This window comes from Rathayibacter sp. VKM Ac-2804, assembly GCF_009866655.1.
GTDB lineage: Bacteria > Actinomycetota > Actinomycetes > Actinomycetales > Microbacteriaceae > Rathayibacter.
In genome coordinates, this window is sequence record NZ_CP047420.1 from 2013264 (window position 1) to 2036084 (window position 22821).

Genomic DNA, 22821 nt, shown 5'->3' on the forward strand with positions numbered 1-22821 from the left:
CGCATCGGGTTCACGTACTCCCCGTCCTCGCGCACCCCGAGGTGCACGCACGAGCCGTCGCAGTGCCCACCCGCGCCCACGGTGCCGATCACGTCCCCCGCGCGCACCTCCTGGCTCTCCGCGACGGACGGCTCCACCGGCTCCACGCTCGACACCAGCCCGTCGGCATGCGCGATGCTGACCACGCTCCGATCGACCACCCGCCCCGCGAACGACACCCGGCCGTCCGCGACGGCCCGCACCGGAGCACCCGCCGTGGCAGCGAGATCGATCCCGCGGTGGCCCGCGGCGTAGCGGTGAGCCGGCGCCCGCCACGGCTCGACCACCGAGAAGCCGTCCACCGGCGGCGTCCAGAGCATCGCGGCGAGCAGAGCGAGCACCGCGAACACGCCCGGGCGGAAGTGGCGGAGGAGGAGACGAGCAGCCATCCGCACACCCTCGTCCTCCGCCGGGCGGCGCGGGCGACCCGCCGCGCGACCGGGGGAGAAGACGACCACAGGGTCCGCTGTGGAGGACGACGAGGTCAACCCCACTCCGCAACCCGCCCCGGGACATTCGCAGGCGGGAGTAACGTGCCTGTGATCCGGAGCGGGCGCGGAGACACCGCACCCACCGGCGGCGAGAATCGGAGACGACCATGACCAGCGGACGATCTGACACCATCCCGAACCCCTCGGCGGCGAAACTGAAGAGGAAGGTGATCGGTCTCGCCATCGCGGCGGCGGTCGGCGGCTTCCTCTTCGGCTTCGACTCGTCCGTGGTCAACGGAGCGGTCGAGGCGGTGCAGGGCGAGTTCGAGCTCTCGGCCGCGCTGATCGGCTTCGCCGTCGCGTCGGCCCTCCTCGGCTGCGCACTCGGCGCCTACCTGGCAGGTCGCCTCGCCGACCGCTGGGGCCGCATCAAGGTCATGCTGCTCGGCGCAGGCCTCTTCTTCATCTCCTCGATCGGCGCGGGCGCGGCCTTCGCCGTGTGGGACCTCGTCCTCTGGCGCGTCGTCGGCGGCCTGGGCATCGGCATCGCCTCGGTGATCGCCCCCACCTACATCTCCGAGATCGCGCCGAAGGCGATCCGCGGGGCGCTCGCATCGCTCCAGCAGCTCGCGATCACGCTCGGCATCTTCGCCGCGCTGCTCTCGGACACGATCATCGCGGAGGGCGCCGGCGGCGCGTCCGAGCCCTACTGGTTCGGCGTCGCGGCCTGGCGCTGGATGTTCATCGCCTGCGCCGTTCCGGCCGTCATCTACGGTCTGCTCGCCCTGACGCTGCCCGAGTCGCCGCGCTACCTCGCGACACGTGGCCGCTCGGAGGACGCGCGCAAGGTCCTCGCGACGGTGACTCCGCGCGACGAGGTGGACGAGGCGCTCGCCGACATCCAGAAGAAGATCGACGAGGACGCCGAGAACGCCCAGCGCTCGAGCCTGCGCGGACCGGCGCTCGGCCTGCTGCCGGTCGTCTGGGTCGGCATCCTGCTCTCGGTGTTCCAGCAGTTCGTCGGCATCAACGTGATCTTCTACTACTCGACCTCGCTCTGGAGCGCCGTCGGCTTCGACGAGTCGAACTCCTTCGCCATCTCGGTCTTCACCTCGGTGGTCAACGTCGTGGTCACCTTCGTCGCGATCTTCCTGGTGGACAAGGTCGGCCGGAAGCCGCTGCTGCTCGTCGGCTCCGCCGGCATGGCGATCTCGCTCGGACTGATGGCGCTCGCCTTCAGCCAGTCGACGATCAGCGGCGAGGACGTCTCGCTGCCCGGCGCCTGGGGCCCGATCGCGCTGGTCTCGGCCAACGCCTTCGTCGTCTTCTTCGGCGCGACCTGGGGCCCGCTGGTCTGGGTGCTGCTCGGCGAGATCTTCCCGAACCGGATCCGCGCCGCCGCCCTGGGCCTCGCCGCCTCGGCGCAGTGGATCGCCAACTTCGCGATCACGGTGACCTTCCCGATCCTGTCGCAGGACGTCTCGCTGACCCTCGCCTACGGCCTCTACGCGGCCTTCGCGCTGATCTCGTTCTTCTTCGTCTTCATGTTCGTGCCCGAGACCAAGGGCCGCTCGCTGGAGGAGATGGACACCCTGCACATCCGCACCGTGATGAAGTCGGCGCGCAAGTAGCGCCGCACCTCGCGACACCGACGGCCGCCCTCCCGCACCCGCGGGGGAGGCGGCCGTCCTGGTGCTAGGCTTCTCGGAGCACCTCGCTCGTCGGGGTGACTACGCGCGCCCATTCGGCCAACGCTCCCCACGGTCCCCTTCGCCCTGCGCGAGGAGGGCGGGAGCGCGCCGGGCGCCAGGGCGACGTGCCGACCGGCCGTCGCGGACAACCGAACGGGAGTTCGGCGCCGTCGTGCGCCCGAGCCCCAGAGAAGGAGAACGACTCATGGCAGTCGTCACCATGCGCCAGCTGCTCGACAGCGGCGTCCACTTCGGGCACCAGACCCGTCGCTGGAACCCGAAGATGAAGCGCTTCATCCTGACCGAGCGCTCGGGCAGCTACATCATCGACCTCCAGCAGTCGCTGGCCTACATCGACAAGACCTACGACTTCGTCAAGGAGACGGTCGCCCACGGCGGCACCATCCTCTTCGTCGGCACGAAGAAGCAGGCGCAGAACGCGATCTCCGAGCAGGCGACCCGCGTCGGCCAGCCCTACGTCAACCAGCGCTGGCTCGGTGGCCTCCTCACCAACTTCCAGACGGTCTCCAAGCGCCTCGCGCGCATGAAGGAGCTCGAGGAGCTGGACTTCGACGACACGACGAAGAGCGGCTTCACCAAGAAGGAGCTCCTCATCAAGAAGCGGGAGCTCGACAAGCTGCACAAGTCGCTCGGCGGCATCCGCAACCTCTCGAAGACGCCGTCGGCCCTCTGGGTCGTCGACACCAAGAAGGAGCACCTCGCGATCGACGAGGCCAAGAAGCTGGGCATCCCGGTCATCGGCATCCTCGACACGAACTGCGACCCGGACGAGGTCCAGTACCCGATCCCGGGCAACGACGACGCGATCCGCTCGGTGAGCCTGCTCACCCGCATCGTCGCCGACGCCGCGGCCGAGGGCCTCATCCAGCGTCACCAGAAGCCCGAGGCCGAGGGCAACGTCTCCGCCGTCGAGCCGCTGGCCGAGTGGGAGAAGGAGCTGCTCACCACGAGCGACGACTCCGCCGCCTCGACCGACGCCGCCGCGACCGACGCCCCGGCGTCCGACGTCCAGGAGCCCGCCGAGCAGGCCGGCGCCGAGACCGAGAAGGTCGCCGACGCCGAGCTCGCCACCGCCGACGAGGCCGTCGCCGAGGCCGAGGCTCCCGCCGAGTCCGCGACCGACGAGACCCCCGCGTCCGTCTGACACCCGCTCTGAGCCGGGGGTCGGACGGGTCGCGCGAGCGCCCGTCCGGCCCCTGCTCATTCGGTGCACGTCCACCACGAATCAGAACCGCCGACACTCCGGCGTGATGGAGTCCTCGAGACCGAGGCCCGTCGCCGCGGGAACGGCAGACCACGACGTCCGGACGGGCGCAGGCGCTCGAAGCGCCGCGCCGGCCGGGCACAGACAAGAGGAGTCCGCAGAACTATGGCTAATTTCAGCCTCGCTGACGTCAAGACGCTGCGCGAGCAGCTCGGAACCGGCATGGTCGACACCAAGAACGCGCTCGTCGAGGCCGACGGCGACCTGGACAAGGCGGTCGAGATCCTCCGCCTCAAGGGTGCCAAGGGCAACGCGAAGCGCGCCGACCGCTCCACGAGCGAGGGCCTCGTCGCCGCCGCCGAGAAGGACGGCGTCGCCACCCTGATCGAGCTCGCCTGCGAGACCGACTTCGTCGCCAAGGGCACCAAGTTCATCGCCCTGGCCGACGGCGTGCTCGCCGCGGTCGTCGCCGCCGGCGCCACCACCGTCGAGGAGGGCCTCGCCGCCCCCGCCGGCGACAAGACCGTCGCCGACCTCATCAACGACGAGGCCGCGATCCTCGGCGAGAAGGTCGAGCTGCGCCGCGTCGCCGCCGTCTCCGGCGAGCACTTCGCCGTCTACCTGCACAAGACCAACAAGGACCTGCCGCCGCAGGTCGGCGTGGTCCTGGGCTACTCGGGAGACGACGCGGAGACCGCCCGCTCGATCGCGCAGCACATCTCGTTCGCCAACCCCTCCTACCTGTCGCGCGAGGACGTGCCGCAGTCGGAGGTCGACAACGAGCGCCGCATCGTCGAGGAGATCTCGCGCGGCGAGGGCAAGCCCGAGGCCGCCCTGCCGAAGATCATCGAGGGTCGCGTCAACGCGTACTTCAAGCAGGTCGCGCTGCTCGACCAGGACTACGCCAAGGACAACAAGCTGTCCATCAGCAAGGTCGTGGCGGACGCCGGTCTGACCGTGTCGGGCTTCGCCCGCTTCAAGGTCGGCGCGTAGCACGCACGGCGGAGGGAGTCCGGGTCGTTCAGTCGACCCGGGCTCCCTTCGCTCTGCCCGGGGGAGGTGCCCGGGCGTGGTCGCGGGGCGTGCTCCGCGCGGGATAGGTTTGTACGGGTCTACGGGAGGAAACGTCCATGACGGAGACGGATGCGAAGACGACGGGCAAGCGCCGCAGGGTGCTGCTGAAGCTGTCGGGAGAGGCGTTCGGTGCCGGCACTCTCGGTGTGAACCCCGATGTGATCAGCGCTCTCGCCCGCGAGATCGCCGATGCCGCGACGGAGGTCGAGATCTCGGTGGTCGTCGGCGGTGGCAACTTCTTCCGCGGTGCCGAGCTCTCGCAGCGCGGCATGGACCGCGGTCGCGCGGACTACATGGGCATGCTCGGCACGGTGATGAACGCCCTCGCCCTGCAGGACTTCCTCGAGCAGGCCGGTGCGGAGACGCGCGTCCAGTCCGCGATCGCGATGACCCAGGTCGCCGAGCCCTACATCCCCCGCCGGGCGATCCGGCACATGGAGAAGGGCCGCGTCGTGATCTTCGGCGCCGGTGCGGGCCTGCCCTACTTCTCCACCGACACCGTCGCCGCGCAGCGCGCGCTCGAGACGCACGCCGATGTCGTGCTCGTCGCGAAGAACGGCGTGGACGGGGTCTACGACGCCGACCCGCGGACCACCCCGGACGCGAAGAAGCTCGACACGCTCACCTACCTGGAAGCGCTGCAGCGCGGCCTGAAGGTCGTCGACTCGACCGCCTTCAGCCTCTGCATGGACAACGGGATGCCGATGCAGGTCTTCGGGATGGAGCCGGCCGGCAACGTCGCGGCCGCCATCCGGGGAGCCCGGCTCGGCACCCTGGTCTCCAACTAGGGCACTCCCGCCTCGAACTAGACTGACCACTTCTCTCTCTTAAGGAGCCCCCTGTGATCTCGGATGTACTGGCCGACGCGACCGTCAAGATGGACAAGGCCGTCGGGGTCGCCAAGGAGGACTTCTCCACGGTGCGCACCGGCCGGGCGAACCCGGGTCTGTTCCAGAAGGTGCTCGTGAGCTACTACGGCACGCCCACCCCGCTGTCGCAGCTCGCGTCGCTGCAGAACATCGAGGCGCGCACCCTGCTCGTCACCCCCTACGACAAGGGCGCGCTCCGCGACATCGAGCAGGCCATCCGGGACATGCCGAACCTCGGCGCCAACCCGACCAACGACGGCTCGGTCATCCGGATCAACCTGCCCGAGCTCACGGCCGAGCGCCGGAAGGAGTTCGTGAAGATCGTCCGCACGAAGGCGGAGGACGCGAAGATCGCCGTCCGCAACATCCGCCGCAGCGCCAAGAGCGACCTCGACGCGCTCAAGGGCGACATCGGCGACGACGAGCTCTCCCGCGGGGAGAAGGAGCTCGAGGCCCTGACCAAGCAGCACGTGGACGCCATCGACGAGGCGCTCAAGCGCAAGGAATCCGAACTGCTCGAGGTGTAGTGCCGTGCCCGTGAACCCCGAGGAACCCGAGAGCAGCGACGACGCTCCGGCGCCGCACGTTCCGGGCGCCCGGGGTTCGCGGATGGTCACGCGCGACGCCCTGCGCGCGCGGGCCCAGCAGGGGCGCGCCGATGTCGAGCGCCAGCTCGAGGCCACCCGGGCCCAGCTCGAGGCGACCAACGAGCGCCTCACCGCCCGCTCCGGCCGCAACCTCGTCTCCGCGACGATCATCGGCCTGATCGGCGGCGGCGCGATGGTCGTCAGTCTGCTGGTGATCAAAGAGCTCTTCATGGTGCTGGCCGGCGCGCTGGTGCTGCTGGCGGCGCTGGAGCTGTCGAACGCCCTGCGGCAGGCCGGCCGGGACATCCCGCGCATCCCCACCGGGGTCGTCGCGGTGGTGGCCGTTCCGGCGGCCTACTACGGCGGGATGCAGGCCGCCTGGTTCGCCGTCCTCGGCGGCTCGGCCCTGGTCGCCCTCTGGCGGCTGGGCGAGCAGCTCTTCCGCCGGACGCGGTCGACAGGGCGCGAGCTGCTGCTCGATGTGGGCCTCGGCGCCTTCGTGCAGATCTACGTCACCTTCCTCGGCGCCTTCGCGATCCGCCTCGTCGCGGAGGAGGGCGGCCAGCTCTGGGCGCTGTCCTTCCTGATCCTGGTGATCGTGGTCGACACCGGCGCCTACGCCAGCGGTCTGACCTGGGGCAAGCACCCGATGGCGCCGCGGATCAGCCCGAAGAAGACCTGGGAGGGGTTCGCGGGTGCCGCGGCCGCCGGCGTCGGCGTCGGCGTGCTGCTCGCCGTCCTGCTCCTCGGTCAGCCCTGGTGGGTCGGCGCGGTCTTCGGCGGCGTCATCCTGCTGACCGCGACCCTCGGCGACCTCGCCGAGTCGCTGATCAAGCGCGACATCGGCATCAAGGACATGAGCTCCTGGCTGCCGGGTCACGGCGGGTTCCTCGACCGGCTCGACTCGATCCTCCCGTCGGCGGCCGCGGCGTACGTGCTGTACTTCGTCTTCGCGCACTGAGTCCTCGCGCACCGGGTCGTCACGCACCGGGTCGTCGCGCACCCGGTCCCCGCGCACCGGGTCGCCGCCCCACCCGATCGACGCGCCGATTCCCGGACCGGGCCGCCGTCTTGGCAGAATGACGGGATGGACGCTCCCTTCCCCCGCGCGCGCGAGTCCCGGCCCGGCTACGACACGGACGAGGTCGACTCCTTCCTCGCCTCGGCCAGGGACGCCTACGCCCAGCTCTCGGGCGGCCCGGCGGACCTGCGCGCGGCCGATCTGCGGCACACCGCCTTCTCGCTGAAGAAGGGCGGCTACTCGGCTCCACACGTCGACGCGGCGCTCGAGCGCCTCGAGGACGCGTTCGCCGTGCGCGAGCGGCAGTTCGCCATCGCGGAGCAGGGCGAGGAGGCGTGGCTCCAGAACGCCCGCGACACCGCGCAGGAGATCGTGAACCGCCTGGCCCGGCCTGCGCGGGAGCGCTTCACCCGCGCCGGCGTGCTGACCACCGGCTACAACATCCGCCAGGTCGACGCCTTCTCCGACCGCGTCTCGGGCTACTTCCGCGACGGCTCCGTGCTCACCGTCGACGACGTCCGGACCGTGTCGTTCGCGCCGCAGCGCGGCGGCTACTCCGAGCCCCAGGTGGACCTCGTGCTCGACGCCGTGGTCGACGTGATGCTGGCGGTGCGCTGAGCGGAAGGCCGTGCACTGGCGGATCCTGAGGGCGTCCGTTATGCTTTCGTGATCGTGGGTATGCATCAGAGAACGTCCGTCGCGCAGCCACCCGTCTCCCGATCCTCGGTCGAGACCTCGAAGCGCCCGGCGGCCCGTCGGTCCCGGACCCGTCTCCCGCTGGCGTTCCTCGCCTTCGCCGCCTCGATCGGCTTCGTCGCCGTGAGCGCGGTCGACCCGTCGAGCGGTGCCGTCGCATCCCCCTTCTACCAGGCGCCCGAGCGCTTCAACGGCGATCCGGCTCAGCGCCTCGTCGTCGCCGAGGCCGCCGTCGAGCGCACCGTCCAGCGCGACACCTTCGACGCGCAGGCGAAGCCGACCCCCACGCCCACTCCGACGCCGACCCCCACTCCGACGAAGTCGAAGCAGGCCGTCGTCGAGGAGGACGACGAGGAGGAGGCCGCCGTCGCAGCGCCCGTCGCCCGGTCGGCCGCTCCGGATCCCGGCTCGGCGAAGGCCATCGCCTACGACCAGATCGTGCAGCGCGGCTGGGCCGACAGCGAGTACGACTGCCTCGTTCTGCTCTGGACCCGCGAGTCGGGCTGGAACGTCTACGCCGAGAACAAGTCGAGCGGTGCCTACGGCATCCCGCAGGCGCTCCCCGGCAGCAAGATGGCGACCGTCGCCGGCGACTGGCAGACCAACGCCAGCACCCAGATCACCTGGGGCCTCGGCTACATCTCGGGGCGCTACGGCTCGCCGTGCGGTGCCTGGGCGCACTCCGAGAGCGTCGGCTGGTACTGACCCCGCCGCCGCCGGTCTGCCAGAGGGACGGTCGGTGGGCCCGGTAGCCTGAGAGCGTGGATTACGCGCTGCTCGGAGTCGTCGGGATCATCACCGTCGTCACGGTCGCGCGGTTCTCGAGCAGGCTCGGGGTGGCCGCGCCGCTGCTCCTCGTCGTCATCGGCATCGGCGCGTCCTACCTCCCCGGCGTGCCGGAGATCGAGGTCGAGCCGGAGCTGATCCTCGCGGGGGTCCTGCCGCCGCTGCTCTACTCGGCGGCGATCCAGGTGCCGCTGGCCGACTTCCGGCGGAACCTGCGCTCGATCTTCGGGCTCTCGGTGCTGCTCGTGGTCGTCACGGCGCTCGTCGTCGGCTTCTTCCTCTACATGCTGCTGCCGGATCTCAGCCTCCCGGCCGCGATCGCGCTCGGTGCGGTGGTCAGTCCGACCGATGCGGTCGCCGCCACCTCGATCGGCAAGAAGCTCGGCCTTCCGCCGCGGCTCGTCACCGTGCTCGAGGGCGAGAGCCTCGTCAACGACGCGTCGGCACTCGTGCTGCTGCGCGCCGCGACGGCCGCGACCGCGGTGGTCGGCGCGTCCGTCTCGAGCGACGCCATCGACATCGGCGAGGTCGGCGTGCTCTTCGTCTACTCGGTCGTGATGGCCGTCGCGCTCGGGCTGGTGATGGGCGTGCTGACCGTGTTCGTGCGGTCGAAGCTTCGCGACCCCGTCCTCGACACGGCGGTGTCCTTCGCGGTCCCCTTCCTCGCCTACATCCCGGCGGAGGAGCTCGGTGCCTCGGGGGTCCTCGCGGTCGTCGTCACCGGCATCTACACCGGGCACAACAGCGCGCGCTTCCTCAGCCCGCAGTCCCGGATCAGCGAGCGGGTCAACTGGCGGACCGCGCAGTTCCTGCTCGAGAACGGCGTCTTCCTGCTGATGGGCGCCGAGATCAAGGCGATCGTCGGCGACATCGAGCCGGGCGGCGTCGGCGTCGACACCGCGGTCCTGCTCGGGCTCGCGACGGTCGTGATCCTGATCGTGCTGCGCACCCTCTTCGTCTGGCCGCTGCTTCTCTGGCTGCGCGGCTCCGGCCGGCGGGCCGAGCGGATCAACCGGCGGCTCGCGGTCGGGGTGATGCGGCTGCGCAACAGCGCCAGCAGCGACGAGCGGTTCGTCCGCCGGCAGCAGCGCGCGGAGCGGCTGTACCAGCGGCGGGAGACGGACCTCGCGGCGACGACGAGCGAGGCGTTCGGCTGGCGGGGCGGCGTCATCCTCTCCTGGTCCGGGATGCGCGGCGTGGTCACCCTCGCGGCGGCGCAGTCGCTGCCCGGGGAGACGCCGTACCGCTCGCAGCTGATCCTCATCGCCTTCACGGTCGCGGTGGTGACCCTGCTGCTGCAGGGCGCGACGCTGCCCGCGCTCATCCGGGTGACGGGCATCCAGGGCAGCGACGGCGACGCCGACCGCCGCGAGCTCGCCACCCTGCTCGACGAGGTGGCGGCGACCGGGATCCAGGCGCTGCCGGAGGCGGTCGACGATCTGCCGGAGGGGAGCGTCGGCGAGCGGGTGCTGGAGCGGGTCCGCCGCGACACGCTGACGCGCTCGCAGGTGGCGTGGGAGCAGGTCGAGCGCGAGGCGGACGATCCGCTCGGACCGCAGGGGCAGTACCTGCATCTGCGCCGGGCGGTGCTGAACGCCGAGCGTGAGGCGCTGCTGGAGGCGCGCGGTCGCGGGGTGTACTCCTCGCGCATCCTGCGGCGGGCGCAGCTGATGCTCGACGCCGAGGAGACACGGCTGGAGATGGACGACTCCTCGTACTGAGACCGGCGACGGCTCGGGCTCGCGCCGGTGCCCGCGCGGCGGCTCCTAGACTGGAGCCATGCCGCGCAGCAATCGACCCCGCGGACGCGGGCGCGAGGACGACGACGAGCAGCGCGACCTCTCGCAGATGCTCGCCGGCTGGCGCCGCACCGAGACGCGCCGCGGCCGGGAGTGGACCGTCCAGCCCGTCTCCTCGTCGCGCGCCGTGAAGAACTACCTCTGCCCGGGCTGCGGTCAGACGATCGACATCGGCCTCGCGCACGTCGTCGTGTGGCGCGGCGACGGAGCACTCGGCGACGCCGCGGATCTCGCCGGCCGTCGCCACTGGCACACCCACTGCTGGCGGATCGAAGGAGCACGATGACGCACGAGATCCGCGGAGGCGTCGTCCTCCCCGCCCGGCGCGAGGACGTCGAGCTGCGCACCTCCGACGGGCTGACCCTCGTCGGCGAGCTGGCTCTGCCGCTCGACCGCGAGCCGGTCGCCACGCTGGTGACCCTGCACCCGCTGCCGACCCACGGCGGCTTCATGGACTCGCACATCCTGCGGAAGGCCGCTGCCCGGCTGCCCGCCCTGGCCGGCCTCGCCGTGCTGCGCTTCAACACCCGCGGCACGAGCTCGCCGCGGGGGACGAGCGAGGGCGCCTTCGACGGCGGTGCCGCCGAGCGGGCCGACGTCGCCGCGGCGATGGCGCTGGTGGCCGAGCGCGGGCTGCCGCACCCCTGGCTGGTCGGCTGGTCCTTCGGCACCGAGCTGGCGCTGAAGTGGGGGAGGGAGCACCCGGTCGACGGGGCGATCCTGCTCTCGCCGCCGCTGCACCGGGCCACGGACGACGAGGTCGCGGCCTGGGGCGAGGACGGCCGCCCGCTGGTCGCGCTGATCCCCGAGTTCGACGACTACCTGCGGCCGGAGGCGGCCGCCGAGCGGTTCGCGGCGGTCCCGCAGCTCGAGCTGGTCGCCGTCGAAGGCGGCAAGCACCTCTGGGTCGGCGAGGCGCAGACGCGCCGCGTGCTCGACGAGATCGTCCGGGTGGTGGCGCCGGAGTCGTCGCCGCTGCCGACGCAGTGGACGGGCGAGCTCGGCTGAGCCCGCCCGCGCCGGTCAGCGGCGCTTCGAGCCGCCGTCGTCCTTCGCGTCGTCGTCGTCCGAGTCGCCGGAGTCGTCCGACAGGCCGTCGATGTGCCCGATCAGGCCGCGCAGTCCGGTGACGTAGCCGGCGATCGCGTCGCGCTCGGTGCGGATCTCGTCGAGGCGGGACTCGGCCGTGTTCTGCAGCTCGCGGGTCCGGCGCTCGGCGTCGGCGATCATCTCGCGGGCGCGGTCGCGGGCGGAGTCGAGCAGCGCGTCCGACTCGTCCTGCGCCTCGCGGCGCAGACGCGTGACGTCGTCGAGGGCGTCGCTGCGGAGCGCGTCGGCCTCGAGCCGCTTGTCGTTCGCGCGGCGGATCGCGTCGGCGAGCTGGAGGTTCGACTCGTCGAGGTAGCGCTGCGTCTGCGCGACCGCCTCCTGGTGGCGGAGCAGGTAGTCGCGGTCCGCCTCCTCGCGGCGGGCGGCGAGCTCGACGACGAGGTCGATCCGGGCCTGCTCGACCTCGCGCGAGAGCGCGGCGGCCTCGTCGGACGCAGCGGAGCGCAGCGCGGCGAGCTCGGCGTCGAGGAGGGCGACGGCCTCCGCCCGGTCGCGGGCGAGCTCGGTGCGCAGATCGGCGAGCTCGCGGGCTCCCTCGGCGCGGCCGGTGGCGAGCTCCGCGGCCAGGTCGGCGCGGCCGGAGAGGATCTCGGCCTCGAGGTCGGCGCGGGCGGCCAGCACCTCGGCCTCGACGGCGGCGCGCGCCTCGGCGACCTCGGCGGTCACCGCGGCGCGCAGGCGGTCGACCTCGGAGGCGACCTCGGCGCGCAGCAGCTCGTTGCTCTGCGCCAGGCGGGCGGCCTCGGCGCGGGCGACCTCGACCTCGCGGGCGGCGACGGCGCGCATCTCCGCGGCCTCGCGGCCCGCCTCCGAGCGGATGGCGGCGGCCTCGCGCTTGGCGGTCGCGCGGGTCTCGGCGGCCTCGGTGGCGACGGTGCCGCGGATGGCGGCGGCCTCGCGGACGGCGTCCTGCGTCATCACATCGCGGTCGTCGGCGGCCTTGCCGAGCGTCGCGGCGGCCTGGGCCTCCGACTCCTCGCGGGTGCGGTCGGCGCGGCGGCGGGCCTCCGTGACGAGGCGCTCGGCCTCGTCGCGGGCGTCCTTCAGCAGTCCGTCGCGGTCGTCGCGGGTGGAGCGGCGCAGCGCGGAGGCGTCGTTCTCGGCCTGCGCGATGATGCGCTCCGACTGCTCCTCCGCCACGCGCAGGGTGTGCTCGAGCTTCGCGCCGAGGCCCGCGTAGGTGGGCGCGCCGACCTGCTGCAGCTCCTTCTCCAGCCCGTCGATGCGGGAGGCGAGGCGCTTGGACTCGCGACCGCTCTCGGCGGCCTGGGTGTTGGCGTGGATGAGCTCGCGGCGCAGACCCTGGATCGCCTTATCGACCTCGTCCCGGTCGTAACCACGGAACACCTGGGTGAATTCGGCCTCGTCGCTTGCCACGTCGTCTCCTCCGGAACACGGCCGCGGTGGGGTCGCGGCACTCCAGGGAGTTTAGTCAGCGGGTGCCTCCGGGCCCGGGCCGACACCCGCACCGCGCGCTCGGCGATCGGGGCTCTCGGCCGATCCCTGGGTTCGGCGGAAGCCATCCGCTAACCTGGACTGTCTTTGTCTGTTGCCGTCGCGCCCCGGTCCGGCCGTCACCGGAGCCGTCCCGGGCCGTCACCCCCGATCCGGCAACGCAGGAGGAGTTCTTTCGTGCGGTTCGTCTTCGCCATCATCGCCACCGTCATCGCCGCGGCGCTCATCGCGCTCGGCATCGGCCAGCGGACGGTGTGGGCTCCACCGGAGTCGCTCACCGCGCAGACCGCGCTCGAGTCCGACGCACCGTACGCCGTCATCGACGGCAGCACGCTCGGTGCCAACCCGGGTCGGCAGACGATCACCGTCGAGGGCGAGGGCGACCTCGTGATGGCGTACGCGCCGACGACCGACGTGATGGGCTGGGTCGGCGGCTCCGACTACGACCGCATCGACTACGCGACGAGCGAGGACGGCGCCGACTCCCTGCGCGCCGAGCAGGAGACCGGGACGGCGCCGGCCCTCGCGTCCGACGTCGCCGACGCGGACGCCGCCGTCGTCGATCCCCGCGGCTCCGACCTCTGGCTCGAGCAGTTCGAGGGCTCCGGCAGCATCACCGTCGCGCTCGACCTGCCCGAGGACGTCTCGCTCCTCGTCGCGACCGACGGGACCGCGCCGGCCGCGAGCGACATCCGCGTGAGCTGGCCGGTCGACACGGCCACGCCGTGGGCCGGGCCGCTGCTGGCCGGCGGCGCCCTCTTCCTCCTGATCGGCCTCGTCCTCTACATCTGGGCGTTCCTGCACCTGCGCCGCCAGCACGGCCCCCGGCGCAAGGGCCCGCAGGGCAAGGTCCCGCGCGGCGCCCGCCTGCCCCGGGCCCGCGCCGGCATCCAGTCCTCGATCGCCTCGGACCGGCCGTCGCGCCGACGCCGGCTCCTCGTGCTCCCGATCGCACTGGGCGTGACCCTGCTGCTCGCCGGCTGCAGCTCCGACTACTGGCCCGATCTCGCTGCGGGCGCGTCCGAGACGCCGACCGCCTCGGCCACCGCGACCGCGGGTGCCGAGCCCGTCGCGGCCGAGCCCACTCCGGTGGTGACCACGCAGCAGGCCGAGGCGATCGTGGCCTCGGTGTCCGAGGTCGCCGCCGCGGCCGACGCGGCCCGCGACGCGAACATCCTCGCCGAGCGCTTCCAGGGCGAGGCGCTCACCGAGCGCACCACCAATTACGAGGTCCTCACCAAGGGCGGCACGATCGACGCGCCCCAGGCGATCCCGGCGTCCCCGGTGAGCCTCGTGCTGCCGCAGGACACCGACAGCTGGCCGCGGCTGGTCACGGCCGTCGTGCAGAACACCGCCGACGCGACCCAGGCGCCGATCGCGCTGATGATGAGCCAGGCCAGCCCGCGCGTCGACTACAAGGTCGACTACGCGATCTCGCTCGAGGCCAACGCGCGGATCCCCGACGTCGCCCCGGTCACCGTCGGCACCTCGATCGTCGCCCCCGACTCGAAGCTGATGACCCTGGCGCCGGAGAACGTCGGCACGGCGTACGCCGACATCCTCGCGAACGGCGACGCCAGCCAGTACGCCGGCACCTTCTCGGGCGACGGCGACACCCTGCGCGGCCAGGTGGGCGTCGACAAGAAGAACGCGGATCGCGCGGCCCTGCCGGACACCGCGTCGATCGAGTTCACCAACGCGGCCGGCACCTCGCCCACCATCGCCCTCGCGACGAACGACTCGGGCGCGCTGGTCGCCGCGAGCATCGCCGAGACCGCGACGGTCCGCCCGACCGCCGAGGGCTCGACCGTCTCGACGTCCGGCGCCTCGCAGACCCTGCTCGGCATCGACAAGTCGACCACGGGCATCGCGACCACCTACGGTTATCAGTTGCTGTTCTACGTACCGCCCGTCGGATCGGAGGAGAAGATCGTCATGCTCGGATGGAGCCAAGGACTCGTCTCGGTGGTGCAGCTGCCGTGAGCACCCCCCTGCCCCCGCTGCCCGGAAACCTCCGCGGCGCCGTCGACCTGTCCACCCTCGTCAACCGGCGCACCCCGCCGTCAGCGCCCGCCGCAGCGGCCGGCGGTGCGGACGCACCCCAGGGGCCGCCCGTCACCAACCCGCTGCTGCTGTCGGCCGGCGACGCCGAGTTCGACCAGGTCGTCCAGCTGTCCTCGCGCGTCCCCGTGATCGTGGACCTGCGCGGCTCGTGGTCCGACCAGAGCCTGAGCATGACCGCTCTGCTCGAGAAGGTCGTCATCTCCTACGCGGGCGCGCTCGTGCTGGTCGGAGTCGACGTCGAGTCGAGCCCGCAGCTCGCGCAGGCCTTCCAGGTGCAGTCGGTCCCGACGATCGCCGCCGTCATCGCCGGCCGCCCGGTGCCGATGTTCAACGGCCTGATCACCGAGGAGCAGCTGCGCGACCTGCTCGAGCAGGTGCTGCAGCTCGCCGCGCAGCAGGGCGTCACCGGCACCGTCCCGGTCGACCCGGCCGCCGGTGCCGAGCCGGGCGCCGAGCCCGCGCCGGAGCCGCTGCCCCCGCACCACCAGGAGGCGTACGACGCGATCGACCGCGGCGACTACTCCGCCGCGATCACCGAGTACGAGACCGCCATCGCGCAGAACCCGCGCGACGACCTCGCCGTCGCCGGACTCGCCCAGGTCAGGCTGCTCCAGCGCCTGCAGGGGCGCACCCTCGACGACATCCGCTCGACCGCGGCCGCCGAGCCCGCGAACCTCGACGCGCAGCTCGCCGTCGCCGACCTCGACGTCTCCGGCGGACACGTGGAGGACGCCTTCGACCGCCTCCTCTCGATGTACCCGCGCCTCGAAGCCGACGGCAAGGCGAGCGTCCGCGCCCGCCTGCTCGAGCTCTTCGAGATCGTCGGCACGACCGACCCGCGCGTGAACAAGGCGCGGGCGCGCCTGACGGGGCTGCTGTACTGAAGTGCGGGAGGAGCGCGAGCGCTCCTCCCGCCGCGGTCGGCCGGTCGCAGGGTCGCGGACCGCAGAGCGTCCTGCGTCCGACTCGCGAGGAACGCCGGCACGCGGGTCTCGGTGATCGCCTTCGGGGACTCGGGTGGTTCGGAGGCGGTGGGCTCGGGAGTCGCTGTCCCTCGGCGCAACTGCTGGCATGCCGACTCGGGCCCGCTGCGACGTCGCGCCCCCTTGCTGGACGAGTGGCCCCGGAGAGGCGCATCGAGACCACCTCCTCTGTCCGGGCGAGGGCGATCGACTCGGCGAGACCCGGGGCTGAACGGGCCGCCGTGCGAGCTGCTCCACCCGCGAGGGGCTCCGCGTCGGAGGTCGCGTCCTGAGCTCTCTCGCTGGGCGGGTGCCCCGGAGGGGCGCTTCGAGATGCGCCTTCGATCGGGGTGGAGGCCGTCCTCTGCGGGGAACGGAGGGTCTAGACGGCCGCACCGCGGGTCTGTCCCGGCGCGGGGGACTCCGCGGCGAGCAGGGCGGAGAGGCGGGTCGCGTCGGGGGAGCCGGGGGCGGCGGAGTAGAGGACGAGGCGCAGGGTGGAGGCGGCGGGGCGGAGGACGTCGCCGTCGAGGGTCATCGTGCCGGCCGACGGGTGCTCGAGCCGCTTGGTGGCACCCCGGTACTCGACGGGACGGGCGGTCCGCCAGCGCTGCGCGAAATCGGTGCTGCGCGACAGGAGGTCCTGCACGAGCTCCTCGAGCTCGGCGTCCTCGCGATGCTCGACCGAGGCGACGCGCAGATCGCCGACGAGGGCGTCCCGGTACTGCTCGCGCTGCTCCGCATCCACCCACACCGGCGACGTGTCGCGGGTGAACTCGAACCAGACCTGATTGCTTCCGCGTCCGGGCAGCTCCATCGGATCGCCCATCAGCGCGGACCACGCGGAGTTCCACTCGAGCAGCCACCAGTCGGCGGCGTACACGGCGACGGGCAGCTGCGGCAGGCGGTCGACCAGCCGCTGGACCCTCGGCGGGACCGAGCGATCGACCGCTGACGCCGGCGCGGCCAGGCCGGCGGCGCGGTACAGGACGGCCGACTCGGAAGAGCCGAGCCGCAGGGCGCGCACGAGGGCGGCGACCACCGTGGGCGAGGGGCTCGAGGACCGGCCCTGCTCGAGCTGCACGAGGTAGTCGACGGAGATGCCCGCGAGGGCCGCCAGCTCCTCGCGGCGCAGACCCGGCGACCGGCGCGAGCGCTCGGCCGGCGCGCGGGCGCCGGGTGCGCTGCGGTCCCGCCACTCGCGCAGCAGCGCGGAGAAGCCCGCCGAGCGGTCCCGCTCCTGCTGCTCGATCGTCATGCTCCCAGTCAACCGCACGGGCGGAGTCCGCGAGGGTGGTGCCGGCGGTCCCAGGGTCGAGCGTCGCCTTCCTCGCTGCGTCGCGACGGAGGAGCGTGGACGGCATGACAGACATCACCCTCATCACCGGAGCGAACAAGGGCATCGGCCGCGAGACGGCCCGCCGACTGATCGACGCCGGCCACACCGTCCTCCTCGCCGCCCGCGATCCGGAGCGGGGCCGTGCCGCCGCCGGCGAGCTCGGCGGCGTCTTCGTCCCGCTCGACGTCACTGACCAGGTCAGCGTCGACGCCGCCGCGGATCTCGTCCGCTCCCAGTACGGGCGCCTCGACGTCCTGATCGACAACGCGGGAGTCACCGGCGCGTTCGCCCCGCTGGAGGAGGCCTCGCTCGGTGACGTCGAGGCGGTCTTCGCGACGAACGTGCTCGGCGTGATCCGGGTCACCAACGCCTTCGTGCCACTGCTGCGCCGGTCGGAGAACGCCCGCATCGTCACCGTCTCCTCCGGCGTCGGCTCGTTCCAGGACACGATCGAGCACGACTACTCCGACTGGCGGGTGGTGCCGCCGGTCTACGCGGTGTCGAAGACGGCTCTGACCATGCTGACGCTGAAGTACGCGGACGCGCTCCCCACGATGCGGGTGAACGCCGCCGACCCGGGCTACACCCGCACCGATCTCAACGGAGGAGCCGGCCAGCACGACGTCACGGCGGGGACCGACGCGATCGTCCGGCTGGCCACCCTGGCCGCGGACGGACCGACGGGCACCGTGAGCAACCGGGACGGCGTGCTGCGCTGGTAGCGCGACGAGCATCCGCGGGCCGGCAGCGGCGCCCGGCAGGTCGCCCTCAGCTGCAGGGGCACCCCTCGGAGCGGGGAGCGACGATGCTGCGCTGGTGGCCGAGCACCTCGCGGGCCACGGTCGGCAGGCCGAGACCGGACGCGTCCGCCTCGGCGCGCAGCGTGACGAAGGCGAGGTCGGCGGAGATCCGCAGGCTCGCGCTCAGGAAGCCGACGGCCTGGAGGACGGCCGCCTCCTCGTCCGTGACGTCGGGCAGGGACTCCACCCAGGCGACGAACACGCCGTCGACGGAATCCTCAGGCACCGAGTCCGCCGTTCTCGAGGGCTCCGGACGGCTCGTCGGGTGCGATCCGCCGACCGGCGGGTCGGCGGCGCCGGAGGGCGATCCCGTGAGGAGGGACGGTGCCGCTCGCCCAGCGGCGGCTCGTGGGGGTCGGGGGAGGTGGCTGCATCCCCTCCAGTGTCACCGAAGCGGTGACAGAAAGGGAAAGGGCTTGCCGGAAGCGGGTGCGCCGGGCCGGGGCGACGTGCCGGCGCGGCGTGCCGTGCAGCGGCGGGACGTCCCGGGGCTCGGCTGGAGGTGCGATCCGGCGAGCGGGGTCGATACGACGGTCCACGAGCACCCCCTCCGGCGCATCGATCCTCGTCGGAGCGGGCCGGTCGTGGAGGTGGCCCATGCTGGTCGTCCTGTCTGCCGGGGTCTGGGGCGTGGTCGGAGTGTCGTCTCGTCGCAGACACGGTAACTTTCTTGTCGGGATCCCCTTCCTGCTCGGGTGTCCGCTGAGCGCACACCTGAGCGCACACCTCGCGCACGGCGAGGCCGCTCCGGGCGGAGGACATCGCGGATCGGGACGGGCGGGGGGCGGCGGTGGCGGAGCAGCGCACGAGAGCGCGGCATGACGACTGATCCGGCGTCCGGCACGGCGCTCGAGGATCGGGGGAGCATCCGCATCGAGGCGGTCGGCGCCGACCTGGAGCGCGCCTCCGAGGTCCTCGGCGGCTTCTATGCGGGGACGGGCTGGACGGTGCAGTCCACGGAGCAGCCGTTCTCGTTCCGCTACGCGGCACTGGGGGACCCGGTGATGACGCTGCGCACCTCGCAGATGCGCGGGTCGACCACCGGCGAGGACCCGGCCGGCGGCGACTACGTCGTGCAGTGGCTGGTCGAGGGCAGGGCGACGGTCGACGTCCACCGCGACGCGATGCCGATGACCCGCGGGGTCCCGCTGCTGAATCCCGCCCACCGCCCGTTCGTCTTCTCCTACGCCGACTACGACCAGAAGCTCGTGCACCTGAGCCGACAGCACGTCGACCGCAGCGCACGGGAGCTCGGCTACCGCCGCACCGGCGGTCTCCGCTTCGACCACCTGCACCGCCACGGTGCGGCGGCGTCGGCCCAGTGGCACGCCGTGATCGGCGAGATCTCGACGGCCGTCCGCACCGGCCGCGTCACGCCGCTGCTCTGGGACCGGCTGACTCGTCGCTCGGCCACCGCGTTCCTCGAGCTGTACCCGCCCGAGGGGGCCGCTCTGCCGGAGGTGCTGCTCGCGCCCCGCAACGGGAGCGTCCGATCCGCGGTCGAGTTCGTGCACGAGAACGCTCATCTGCCGATCGGACCGATCGAGATCGCCGCGGCCGCGCACCTCAGCGTCCGCGGGCTACAGGTCGCGTTCCAGCGCCTGCTCGGCACGACGCCGCTGCAGTACGTCCGGGACGTCCGCCTCGACCGGGTGCACGCGGACCTGCGCCTCGGCGACCCGGCGCGCTCGAGCGTCGCCCTCACGGCGCGCCGCTGGGGCTTCGGGCATCTCGGCCGCTTCTCGGCCGCGTACGCCTCGCGCTTCGGCGAGTACCCGAGCAGCACGCTCGGCCGCTGAAGCGGCGCGCGGGGGACGGCGGCGCCGAGCAGCGCATCACTCGTCGCCGCCCGTCTCGGCGTGCGGGGCGCCGACCGCCTTCGACTCCGGGGAGCCGCGCTCGCGGAGGTAGACCGAGAGCGCCGCCATGCTGCCCACCGCGAGGAACTCGGACTGCCAGTTCTGCAGTGTGCGGCTCCAGAAGTCGGCGGAGGCGAGGTACTCGCCCCAGGAGACCGGCGCCGACAGGTCCAGGAGCTGCTGCTCGTCGTAGGCGACGTGCCCGGCGACCGACTGCGCGAGCCAGGAGCCGGCGAAGACCGCCCCCATCACGATCAGCAGGGAGTGCGCGTAGAGCCGGCGCCGGAGGCCGCCGGGGAGCTTCGCGGGCCGCGGGGAGGACTCCTCGGCCCACGGCCCCATGCGCTGCTCCTGCTCCGTGGCGCGGCCCGCCTCGCCGGGTGCCTTCGACTCCGAGGAGCCGCGCTGCACGAACCAGACCGTCGCCGCGATGTAGAGGAAGAACTGCAGGTACTCCGACTGCCAGTTCTCGGCGATGTCGGCGACGAAGGTCGACGACGTGAGGTAGCGCGCGTACGTCACCGGCTCGAGCCCGGCGACGCGGAGGTCGTCGAGGTAGACGAGGAACCCGGCGGCCGGCTGGCCGGCCAGCGACAGCACGAAGAGTCCGCCGAAGACGAGGGTCAGCGAGTTCTCGCGCAGGAAGCCACGACCGGCGCCGGCGTGCCGCTCGGAACCGAGCGCCCGGGTCACGGCGCTCATCGGTGCAGCAGCCCCGTCGCGAGGAAGAAGACGAGACCGGCGCCGAGGAGGGTCAGGCAGCCGAGGAAGACCCCGCGCATCATGAGCCGTCGATCGCGCAGTCGAAGGGGCGGTCCTCGCCGGTCGCCGTGCATCCCGCGGCGCGCACGCGCCAGCCGTCGCCGCTCGCCGCGAGGAAGACGGTGTCGCCGCCCAGCTCGACCACGGCGGCCTGGCCGAAGGCCTCGGCGCGGGGGGAGCCCGCGGCGGCCGGGTCGAGGTCGAGCGCGAGGATCGCGTCGGGGCACGCCGCCGAGGCCGCATCGGCCTCGACGACCGCCTCGGCCGCCCGCGGGGTCAGCACCGCGCATGCGGCGGAGCCGTCGCCCGCCGCCAGCGCCTCCTCGAACGCCGCCGCGGTGGCACCGGCCGCCGCCGTGTCCGGGTGCGAGGCCGGCGCATCCGGCCAAGGGCAGGACGAGCGCACCGACGAGTGCGCGGGTGCGTCTGCTCGACGCGGCGGGGGAGCGGGACATCGGACGACCTCCTCGACTGGCACGAGTCCGGCGTCGACGACGCTAGTCCGACGGAGCGGCCGCGATCGAGGATCTTGACAGCGGCGCTGCGCGCGCCCTCAGGGGCGGTAGAGCGCCCACTCGTCCCGGGGCAGCTCGCGCAGCTCGTCGACGACCCGCAGTCGCCAGGTCGCCGGAGTGTGCCCCTCCAGGCGCCCGTGCACGGTCTCGCTGGTCCAGCCGTCGCGGGTGCGGGTGTAGCGGATGAATCGGACGTGCCGGCCCTCGAGGGGTGCTCCGCTGGTCGCCATTCCTCGATCGTCCCCGATCGAGGCGGCGGTTATCCGATCTTGACAATCAGGCGGGGCGCCGGATCCCACGGCGGACCGCCCCGGCGTCGTCGCGCGCGAGGCGCCGACCCGCCGCCCGGTACCACTGCGCGCAGAAGACGACGACGACCACCGCCTCCAGCCAGCCGCCCGCTGTGGACATCAGCTCCGCGCCCGCCCGCACGTCGGCGGCGTCGAGGAACGCGGGCGGCCGGGCCCAGAGCTGCTTGGCGAGGATCGCGTGCGAGGCCGTCGCGAGGACGACCGCGACCACCTGCGTCGCGCGAGCGGGCGGATGGGGGCGGGGGTCGACGCCGATGATCGCGGCGGTGAAGAGGCAGCCGGCGAGGAGGAGGTGCGCGTGCACGAGGACGTGCAGCAGCGGCGCCGCGTGCATCGTCTCGAGGAGCGGAGTGCGGTACAGCAGCTGGAGCCCGCCCGCGCTGAGGAGGGTCGCGGTGATCGGGTGGGCGAGGACGCGGGCGGGCGCGCTGCGCAGCAGCCGGGTCAGGCGCCGGGCGGGGGTCGTGCTCAGCGTCCGCAGGGCCAGGGTGACGGGGGCGGCGAGGACGAGCAGCACCGGCGCGAGCATGCCGGCGAGCAGGTGGGCGGCCATGTGCGCGGTGAAGCTCGACTGCGCAGCGACGGCGAGAGGTCCGACGACGGCCGCGGCGGCGCAGGCGATCCCCGCCGTCCACAGCACGACGCGGTACACCGGCCAGGGTCGGCCCCGGCGGCGGGACACCGCGGCGGCGCCGGCGTAGGCGAGCACGCCCGAGACCGCGAGCAGGAGCAGGACCGGCTCGAGGGGGACGGCGTGGCCGTGGGCGTGGCCCGGTCCGTCGAGCGCGGACGGGATCACGACGCCTCGCGCCTCCGCGCGGCGGCCGTCCTCGCCCGCACGAGCAGCACGACCCCCGCGAGGATCAGCACTGCGGCGACGGTGTTCCACACCAGGTCGTAGGGCAGCAGGTCGTCGACGTACCGGATCTGATGCAGACCGAGCAGCTTGTGCTGAACGGTGCCGTCGTAGAGCTGGAACGCACCGGCGCCGAGGAGCACCGCTCCACTCCAGCGCAGCGGCTCCAGCGCCCCGCGCCGCCGCAGATCCGCGAAGAGGAACAGACCTCCGATCGCCGCGAACCAGCCCACGGCGTGGAAGATCCCGTCCGAGACGAGCCCGAGCTCCGACGTGCCGAGGTCGAAGAAGTGGTGCCAGTGCAGCAGCTGGTGGAACACGGTCTCGTCGACGAACGCCGCGAGGCCGAGGCCGAAGAGCGCGCCGGACCACACGTTCCGGGACACGCGCGATCCGTGGGCGCGCCCGGACCCGTCCGCCGTGCGGGAGGTGGGAGTGCTCGATGCCGTCATGGCTCGACGATCTCCCGCGCTCGCGACCGCCGACCAGGGGGTTGCCGGCGGCGGAGCGCGCCCGGAGCCGACCCACCGCCGTGTCCCCGTGCTCGCGCGCAATCCGCGACGATCGGAT

The 22821-nt window shown here is 72.9% G+C and carries 23 protein-coding genes; 15 read left to right on the forward strand and 8 right to left on the reverse strand.

What is annotated here, in order from left to right; translation table 11 throughout:
• The first annotated feature begins 637 nt into the window (after positions 1–637).
• The 11 genes from GTU73_RS09530 to GTU73_RS09580 all read left to right on the forward strand — a co-directional run bounded on the left by GTU73_RS09530 (position 638) and on the right by GTU73_RS09580 (position 11226).
• Entirely contained in the window at positions 638–2101 is a 1464-nt protein-coding gene (locus tag GTU73_RS09530) for a sugar porter family MFS transporter (RefSeq protein WP_160088927.1), read from the forward strand.
• A gap of 265 nt (positions 2102–2366) precedes the next feature.
• Positions 2367–3326 carry a 30S ribosomal protein S2 gene (gene rpsB, locus GTU73_RS09535; RefSeq protein ID WP_160088929.1) on the forward strand — a complete coding sequence of 320 codons (960 nt, stop codon included), beginning with the start codon at positions 2367–2369 and terminating at the stop codon, positions 3324–3326.
• Positions 3327–3551: 225 nt separating this feature from the next.
• Entirely contained in the window at positions 3552–4379 is an 828-nt protein-coding gene (tsf, locus tag GTU73_RS09540) for a translation elongation factor Ts (protein WP_160088931.1), read from the forward strand.
• Positions 4380–4516: 137 nt separating this feature from the next.
• Positions 4517–5248, forward strand: a complete 732-nt coding sequence (gene pyrH / locus GTU73_RS09545; RefSeq protein ID WP_160088933.1) for a UMP kinase — start codon at positions 4517–4519, stop codon at positions 5246–5248.
• Between the two features lie 53 nt (positions 5249–5301).
• Positions 5302–5856 carry a ribosome recycling factor gene (gene frr, locus GTU73_RS09550; protein ID WP_123445733.1) on the forward strand — a complete coding sequence of 185 codons (555 nt, stop codon included), beginning with the start codon at positions 5302–5304 and terminating at the stop codon, positions 5854–5856.
• Between the two features lie 82 nt (positions 5857–5938).
• Entirely contained in the window at positions 5939–6877 is a 939-nt protein-coding gene (locus tag GTU73_RS09555; RefSeq protein ID WP_160088935.1) for a phosphatidate cytidylyltransferase, read from the forward strand.
• A gap of 126 nt (positions 6878–7003) precedes the next feature.
• Positions 7004–7555: a DivIVA domain-containing protein gene (locus GTU73_RS09560; RefSeq protein WP_160088937.1), complete on the forward strand. Its 552-nt coding sequence runs from the start codon at positions 7004–7006 to the stop codon at positions 7553–7555.
• A 60-nt stretch (positions 7556–7615) separates the two neighbouring features.
• Positions 7616–8338 carry a lytic transglycosylase domain-containing protein gene (locus tag GTU73_RS09565; protein ID WP_160088939.1) on the forward strand — a complete coding sequence of 241 codons (723 nt, stop codon included), beginning with the start codon at positions 7616–7618 and terminating at the stop codon, positions 8336–8338.
• Between the two features lie 56 nt (positions 8339–8394).
• Positions 8395–10140 carry a sodium:proton antiporter gene (locus tag GTU73_RS09570; protein ID WP_160088941.1) on the forward strand — a complete coding sequence of 582 codons (1746 nt, stop codon included), beginning with the start codon at positions 8395–8397 and terminating at the stop codon, positions 10138–10140.
• 58 nt (positions 10141–10198) lie between these two features.
• A complete protein-coding gene (locus GTU73_RS09575; protein ID WP_160088943.1) occupies positions 10199–10504 on the forward strand; it encodes a hypothetical protein in 306 nt (101 codons plus the stop codon).
• A complete protein-coding gene (locus tag GTU73_RS09580) occupies positions 10501–11226 on the forward strand; it encodes an alpha/beta fold hydrolase (protein WP_160088945.1) in 726 nt (241 codons plus the stop codon). The genes GTU73_RS09575 and GTU73_RS09580 overlap by 4 nt, the downstream gene beginning before the upstream one ends.
• A gap of 15 nt (positions 11227–11241) precedes the next feature.
• On the opposite strand, the gene GTU73_RS09585 is transcribed toward GTU73_RS09580, so the two are convergent.
• Positions 11242–12705 (reverse strand): DivIVA domain-containing protein, encoded by a 1464-nt coding sequence (locus GTU73_RS09585; protein WP_160088947.1) that lies wholly within the window; start codon positions 12703–12705, stop codon positions 11242–11244.
• Positions 12706–12960: 255 nt separating this feature from the next.
• On the opposite strand from GTU73_RS09585, the gene GTU73_RS09590 reads away from it, so the two are divergent.
• Together GTU73_RS09590 and GTU73_RS09595 are read left to right on the forward strand one after the other, a co-directional pair.
• Entirely contained in the window at positions 12961–14766 is a 1806-nt protein-coding gene (locus GTU73_RS09590; protein WP_160088949.1) for a hypothetical protein, read from the forward strand.
• Entirely contained in the window at positions 14763–15731 is a 969-nt protein-coding gene (locus GTU73_RS09595) for a tetratricopeptide repeat protein (RefSeq protein WP_244231836.1), read from the forward strand. Before GTU73_RS09590 ends, GTU73_RS09595 begins: the two co-directional genes overlap by 4 nt.
• A gap of 460 nt (positions 15732–16191) precedes the next feature.
• Here GTU73_RS09595 and GTU73_RS09600 read toward each other — a convergent pair whose 3' ends face one another.
• A complete protein-coding gene (locus GTU73_RS09600) occupies positions 16192–17067 on the reverse strand; it encodes a helix-turn-helix transcriptional regulator (protein WP_160088953.1) in 876 nt (291 codons plus the stop codon).
• Between the two features lie 104 nt (positions 17068–17171).
• On the opposite strand from GTU73_RS09600, the gene GTU73_RS09605 reads away from it, so the two are divergent.
• Positions 17172–17870 carry an SDR family NAD(P)-dependent oxidoreductase gene (locus GTU73_RS09605; RefSeq protein WP_160088955.1) on the forward strand — a complete coding sequence of 233 codons (699 nt, stop codon included), beginning with the start codon at positions 17172–17174 and terminating at the stop codon, positions 17868–17870.
• A gap of 46 nt (positions 17871–17916) precedes the next feature.
• On the opposite strand, the gene GTU73_RS09610 is transcribed toward GTU73_RS09605, so the two are convergent.
• On the reverse strand, positions 17917–18174 hold the full coding sequence (locus GTU73_RS09610; RefSeq protein ID WP_160088957.1) for an ANTAR domain-containing protein: 258 nt from the start codon (positions 18172–18174) through the stop codon (positions 17917–17919).
• 592 nt (positions 18175–18766) lie between these two features.
• On the opposite strand from GTU73_RS09610, the gene GTU73_RS09615 reads away from it, so the two are divergent.
• Entirely contained in the window at positions 18767–19747 is a 981-nt protein-coding gene (locus GTU73_RS09615; RefSeq protein ID WP_160088959.1) for a helix-turn-helix transcriptional regulator, read from the forward strand.
• Positions 19748–19783: 36 nt separating this feature from the next.
• Here GTU73_RS09615 and GTU73_RS09620 read toward each other — a convergent pair whose 3' ends face one another.
• From GTU73_RS09620 to GTU73_RS09640, 5 genes are all read right to left on the reverse strand, one after another.
• Positions 19784–20509 (reverse strand): DUF6766 family protein, encoded by a 726-nt coding sequence (locus GTU73_RS09620; protein ID WP_160088961.1) that lies wholly within the window; start codon positions 20507–20509, stop codon positions 19784–19786.
• Positions 20510–20588: 79 nt separating this feature from the next.
• Positions 20589–20975, reverse strand: a complete 387-nt coding sequence (locus GTU73_RS09625) for a hypothetical protein (protein ID WP_160088963.1) — start codon at positions 20973–20975, stop codon at positions 20589–20591.
• Positions 20976–21122: 147 nt separating this feature from the next.
• Positions 21123–21314 (reverse strand): hypothetical protein, encoded by a 192-nt coding sequence (locus GTU73_RS09630; protein WP_160088965.1) that lies wholly within the window; start codon positions 21312–21314, stop codon positions 21123–21125.
• A 46-nt stretch (positions 21315–21360) separates the two neighbouring features.
• On the reverse strand, positions 21361–22194 hold the full coding sequence (locus tag GTU73_RS09635; RefSeq protein ID WP_160088967.1) for a cytochrome c oxidase assembly protein: 834 nt from the start codon (positions 22192–22194) through the stop codon (positions 21361–21363).
• Positions 22191–22637 carry a DUF2243 domain-containing protein gene (locus GTU73_RS09640; RefSeq protein ID WP_347877755.1) on the reverse strand — a complete coding sequence of 149 codons (447 nt, stop codon included), beginning with the start codon at positions 22635–22637 and terminating at the stop codon, positions 22191–22193. Before GTU73_RS09640 ends, GTU73_RS09635 begins: the two co-directional genes overlap by 4 nt.
• Positions 22638–22821: the final 184 nt, after the last annotated feature.

Coding starts and splice junctions, on each gene's coding strand:
- tsf (WP_160088931.1), top strand. CDS start 3,552: ATGGCTAATTTCAGCCTCGCTGACGTCAAGACGCTGCGCGAGCAGCTC.
- GTU73_RS09630 (WP_160088965.1), bottom strand. CDS start 21,314: ATGGCGACCAGCGGAGCACCCCTCGAGGGCCGGCACGTCCGATTCATC.
- rpsB (WP_160088929.1), top strand. CDS start 2,367: ATGGCAGTCGTCACCATGCGCCAGCTGCTCGACAGCGGCGTCCACTTC.
- pyrH (WP_160088933.1), top strand. CDS start 4,517: ATGACGGAGACGGATGCGAAGACGACGGGCAAGCGCCGCAGGGTGCTG.
- GTU73_RS09575 (WP_160088943.1), top strand. CDS start 10,199: ATGCCGCGCAGCAATCGACCCCGCGGACGCGGGCGCGAGGACGACGAC.
- GTU73_RS09580 (WP_160088945.1), top strand. CDS start 10,501: ATGACGCACGAGATCCGCGGAGGCGTCGTCCTCCCCGCCCGGCGCGAG.
- GTU73_RS09565 (WP_160088939.1), top strand. CDS start 7,616: ATGCATCAGAGAACGTCCGTCGCGCAGCCACCCGTCTCCCGATCCTCG.
- GTU73_RS09615 (WP_160088959.1), top strand. CDS start 18,767: ATGACGACTGATCCGGCGTCCGGCACGGCGCTCGAGGATCGGGGGAGC.
- GTU73_RS09605 (WP_160088955.1), top strand. CDS start 17,172: ATGACAGACATCACCCTCATCACCGGAGCGAACAAGGGCATCGGCCGC.
- GTU73_RS09620 (WP_160088961.1), bottom strand. CDS start 20,509: ATGAGCGCCGTGACCCGGGCGCTCGGTTCCGAGCGGCACGCCGGCGCC.
- GTU73_RS09600 (WP_160088953.1), bottom strand. CDS start 17,067: ATGACGATCGAGCAGCAGGAGCGGGACCGCTCGGCGGGCTTCTCCGCG.
- GTU73_RS09555 (WP_160088935.1), top strand. CDS start 5,939: ATGGTCACGCGCGACGCCCTGCGCGCGCGGGCCCAGCAGGGGCGCGCC.
- GTU73_RS09530 (WP_160088927.1), top strand. CDS start 638: ATGACCAGCGGACGATCTGACACCATCCCGAACCCCTCGGCGGCGAAA.
- GTU73_RS09560 (WP_160088937.1), top strand. CDS start 7,004: ATGGACGCTCCCTTCCCCCGCGCGCGCGAGTCCCGGCCCGGCTACGAC.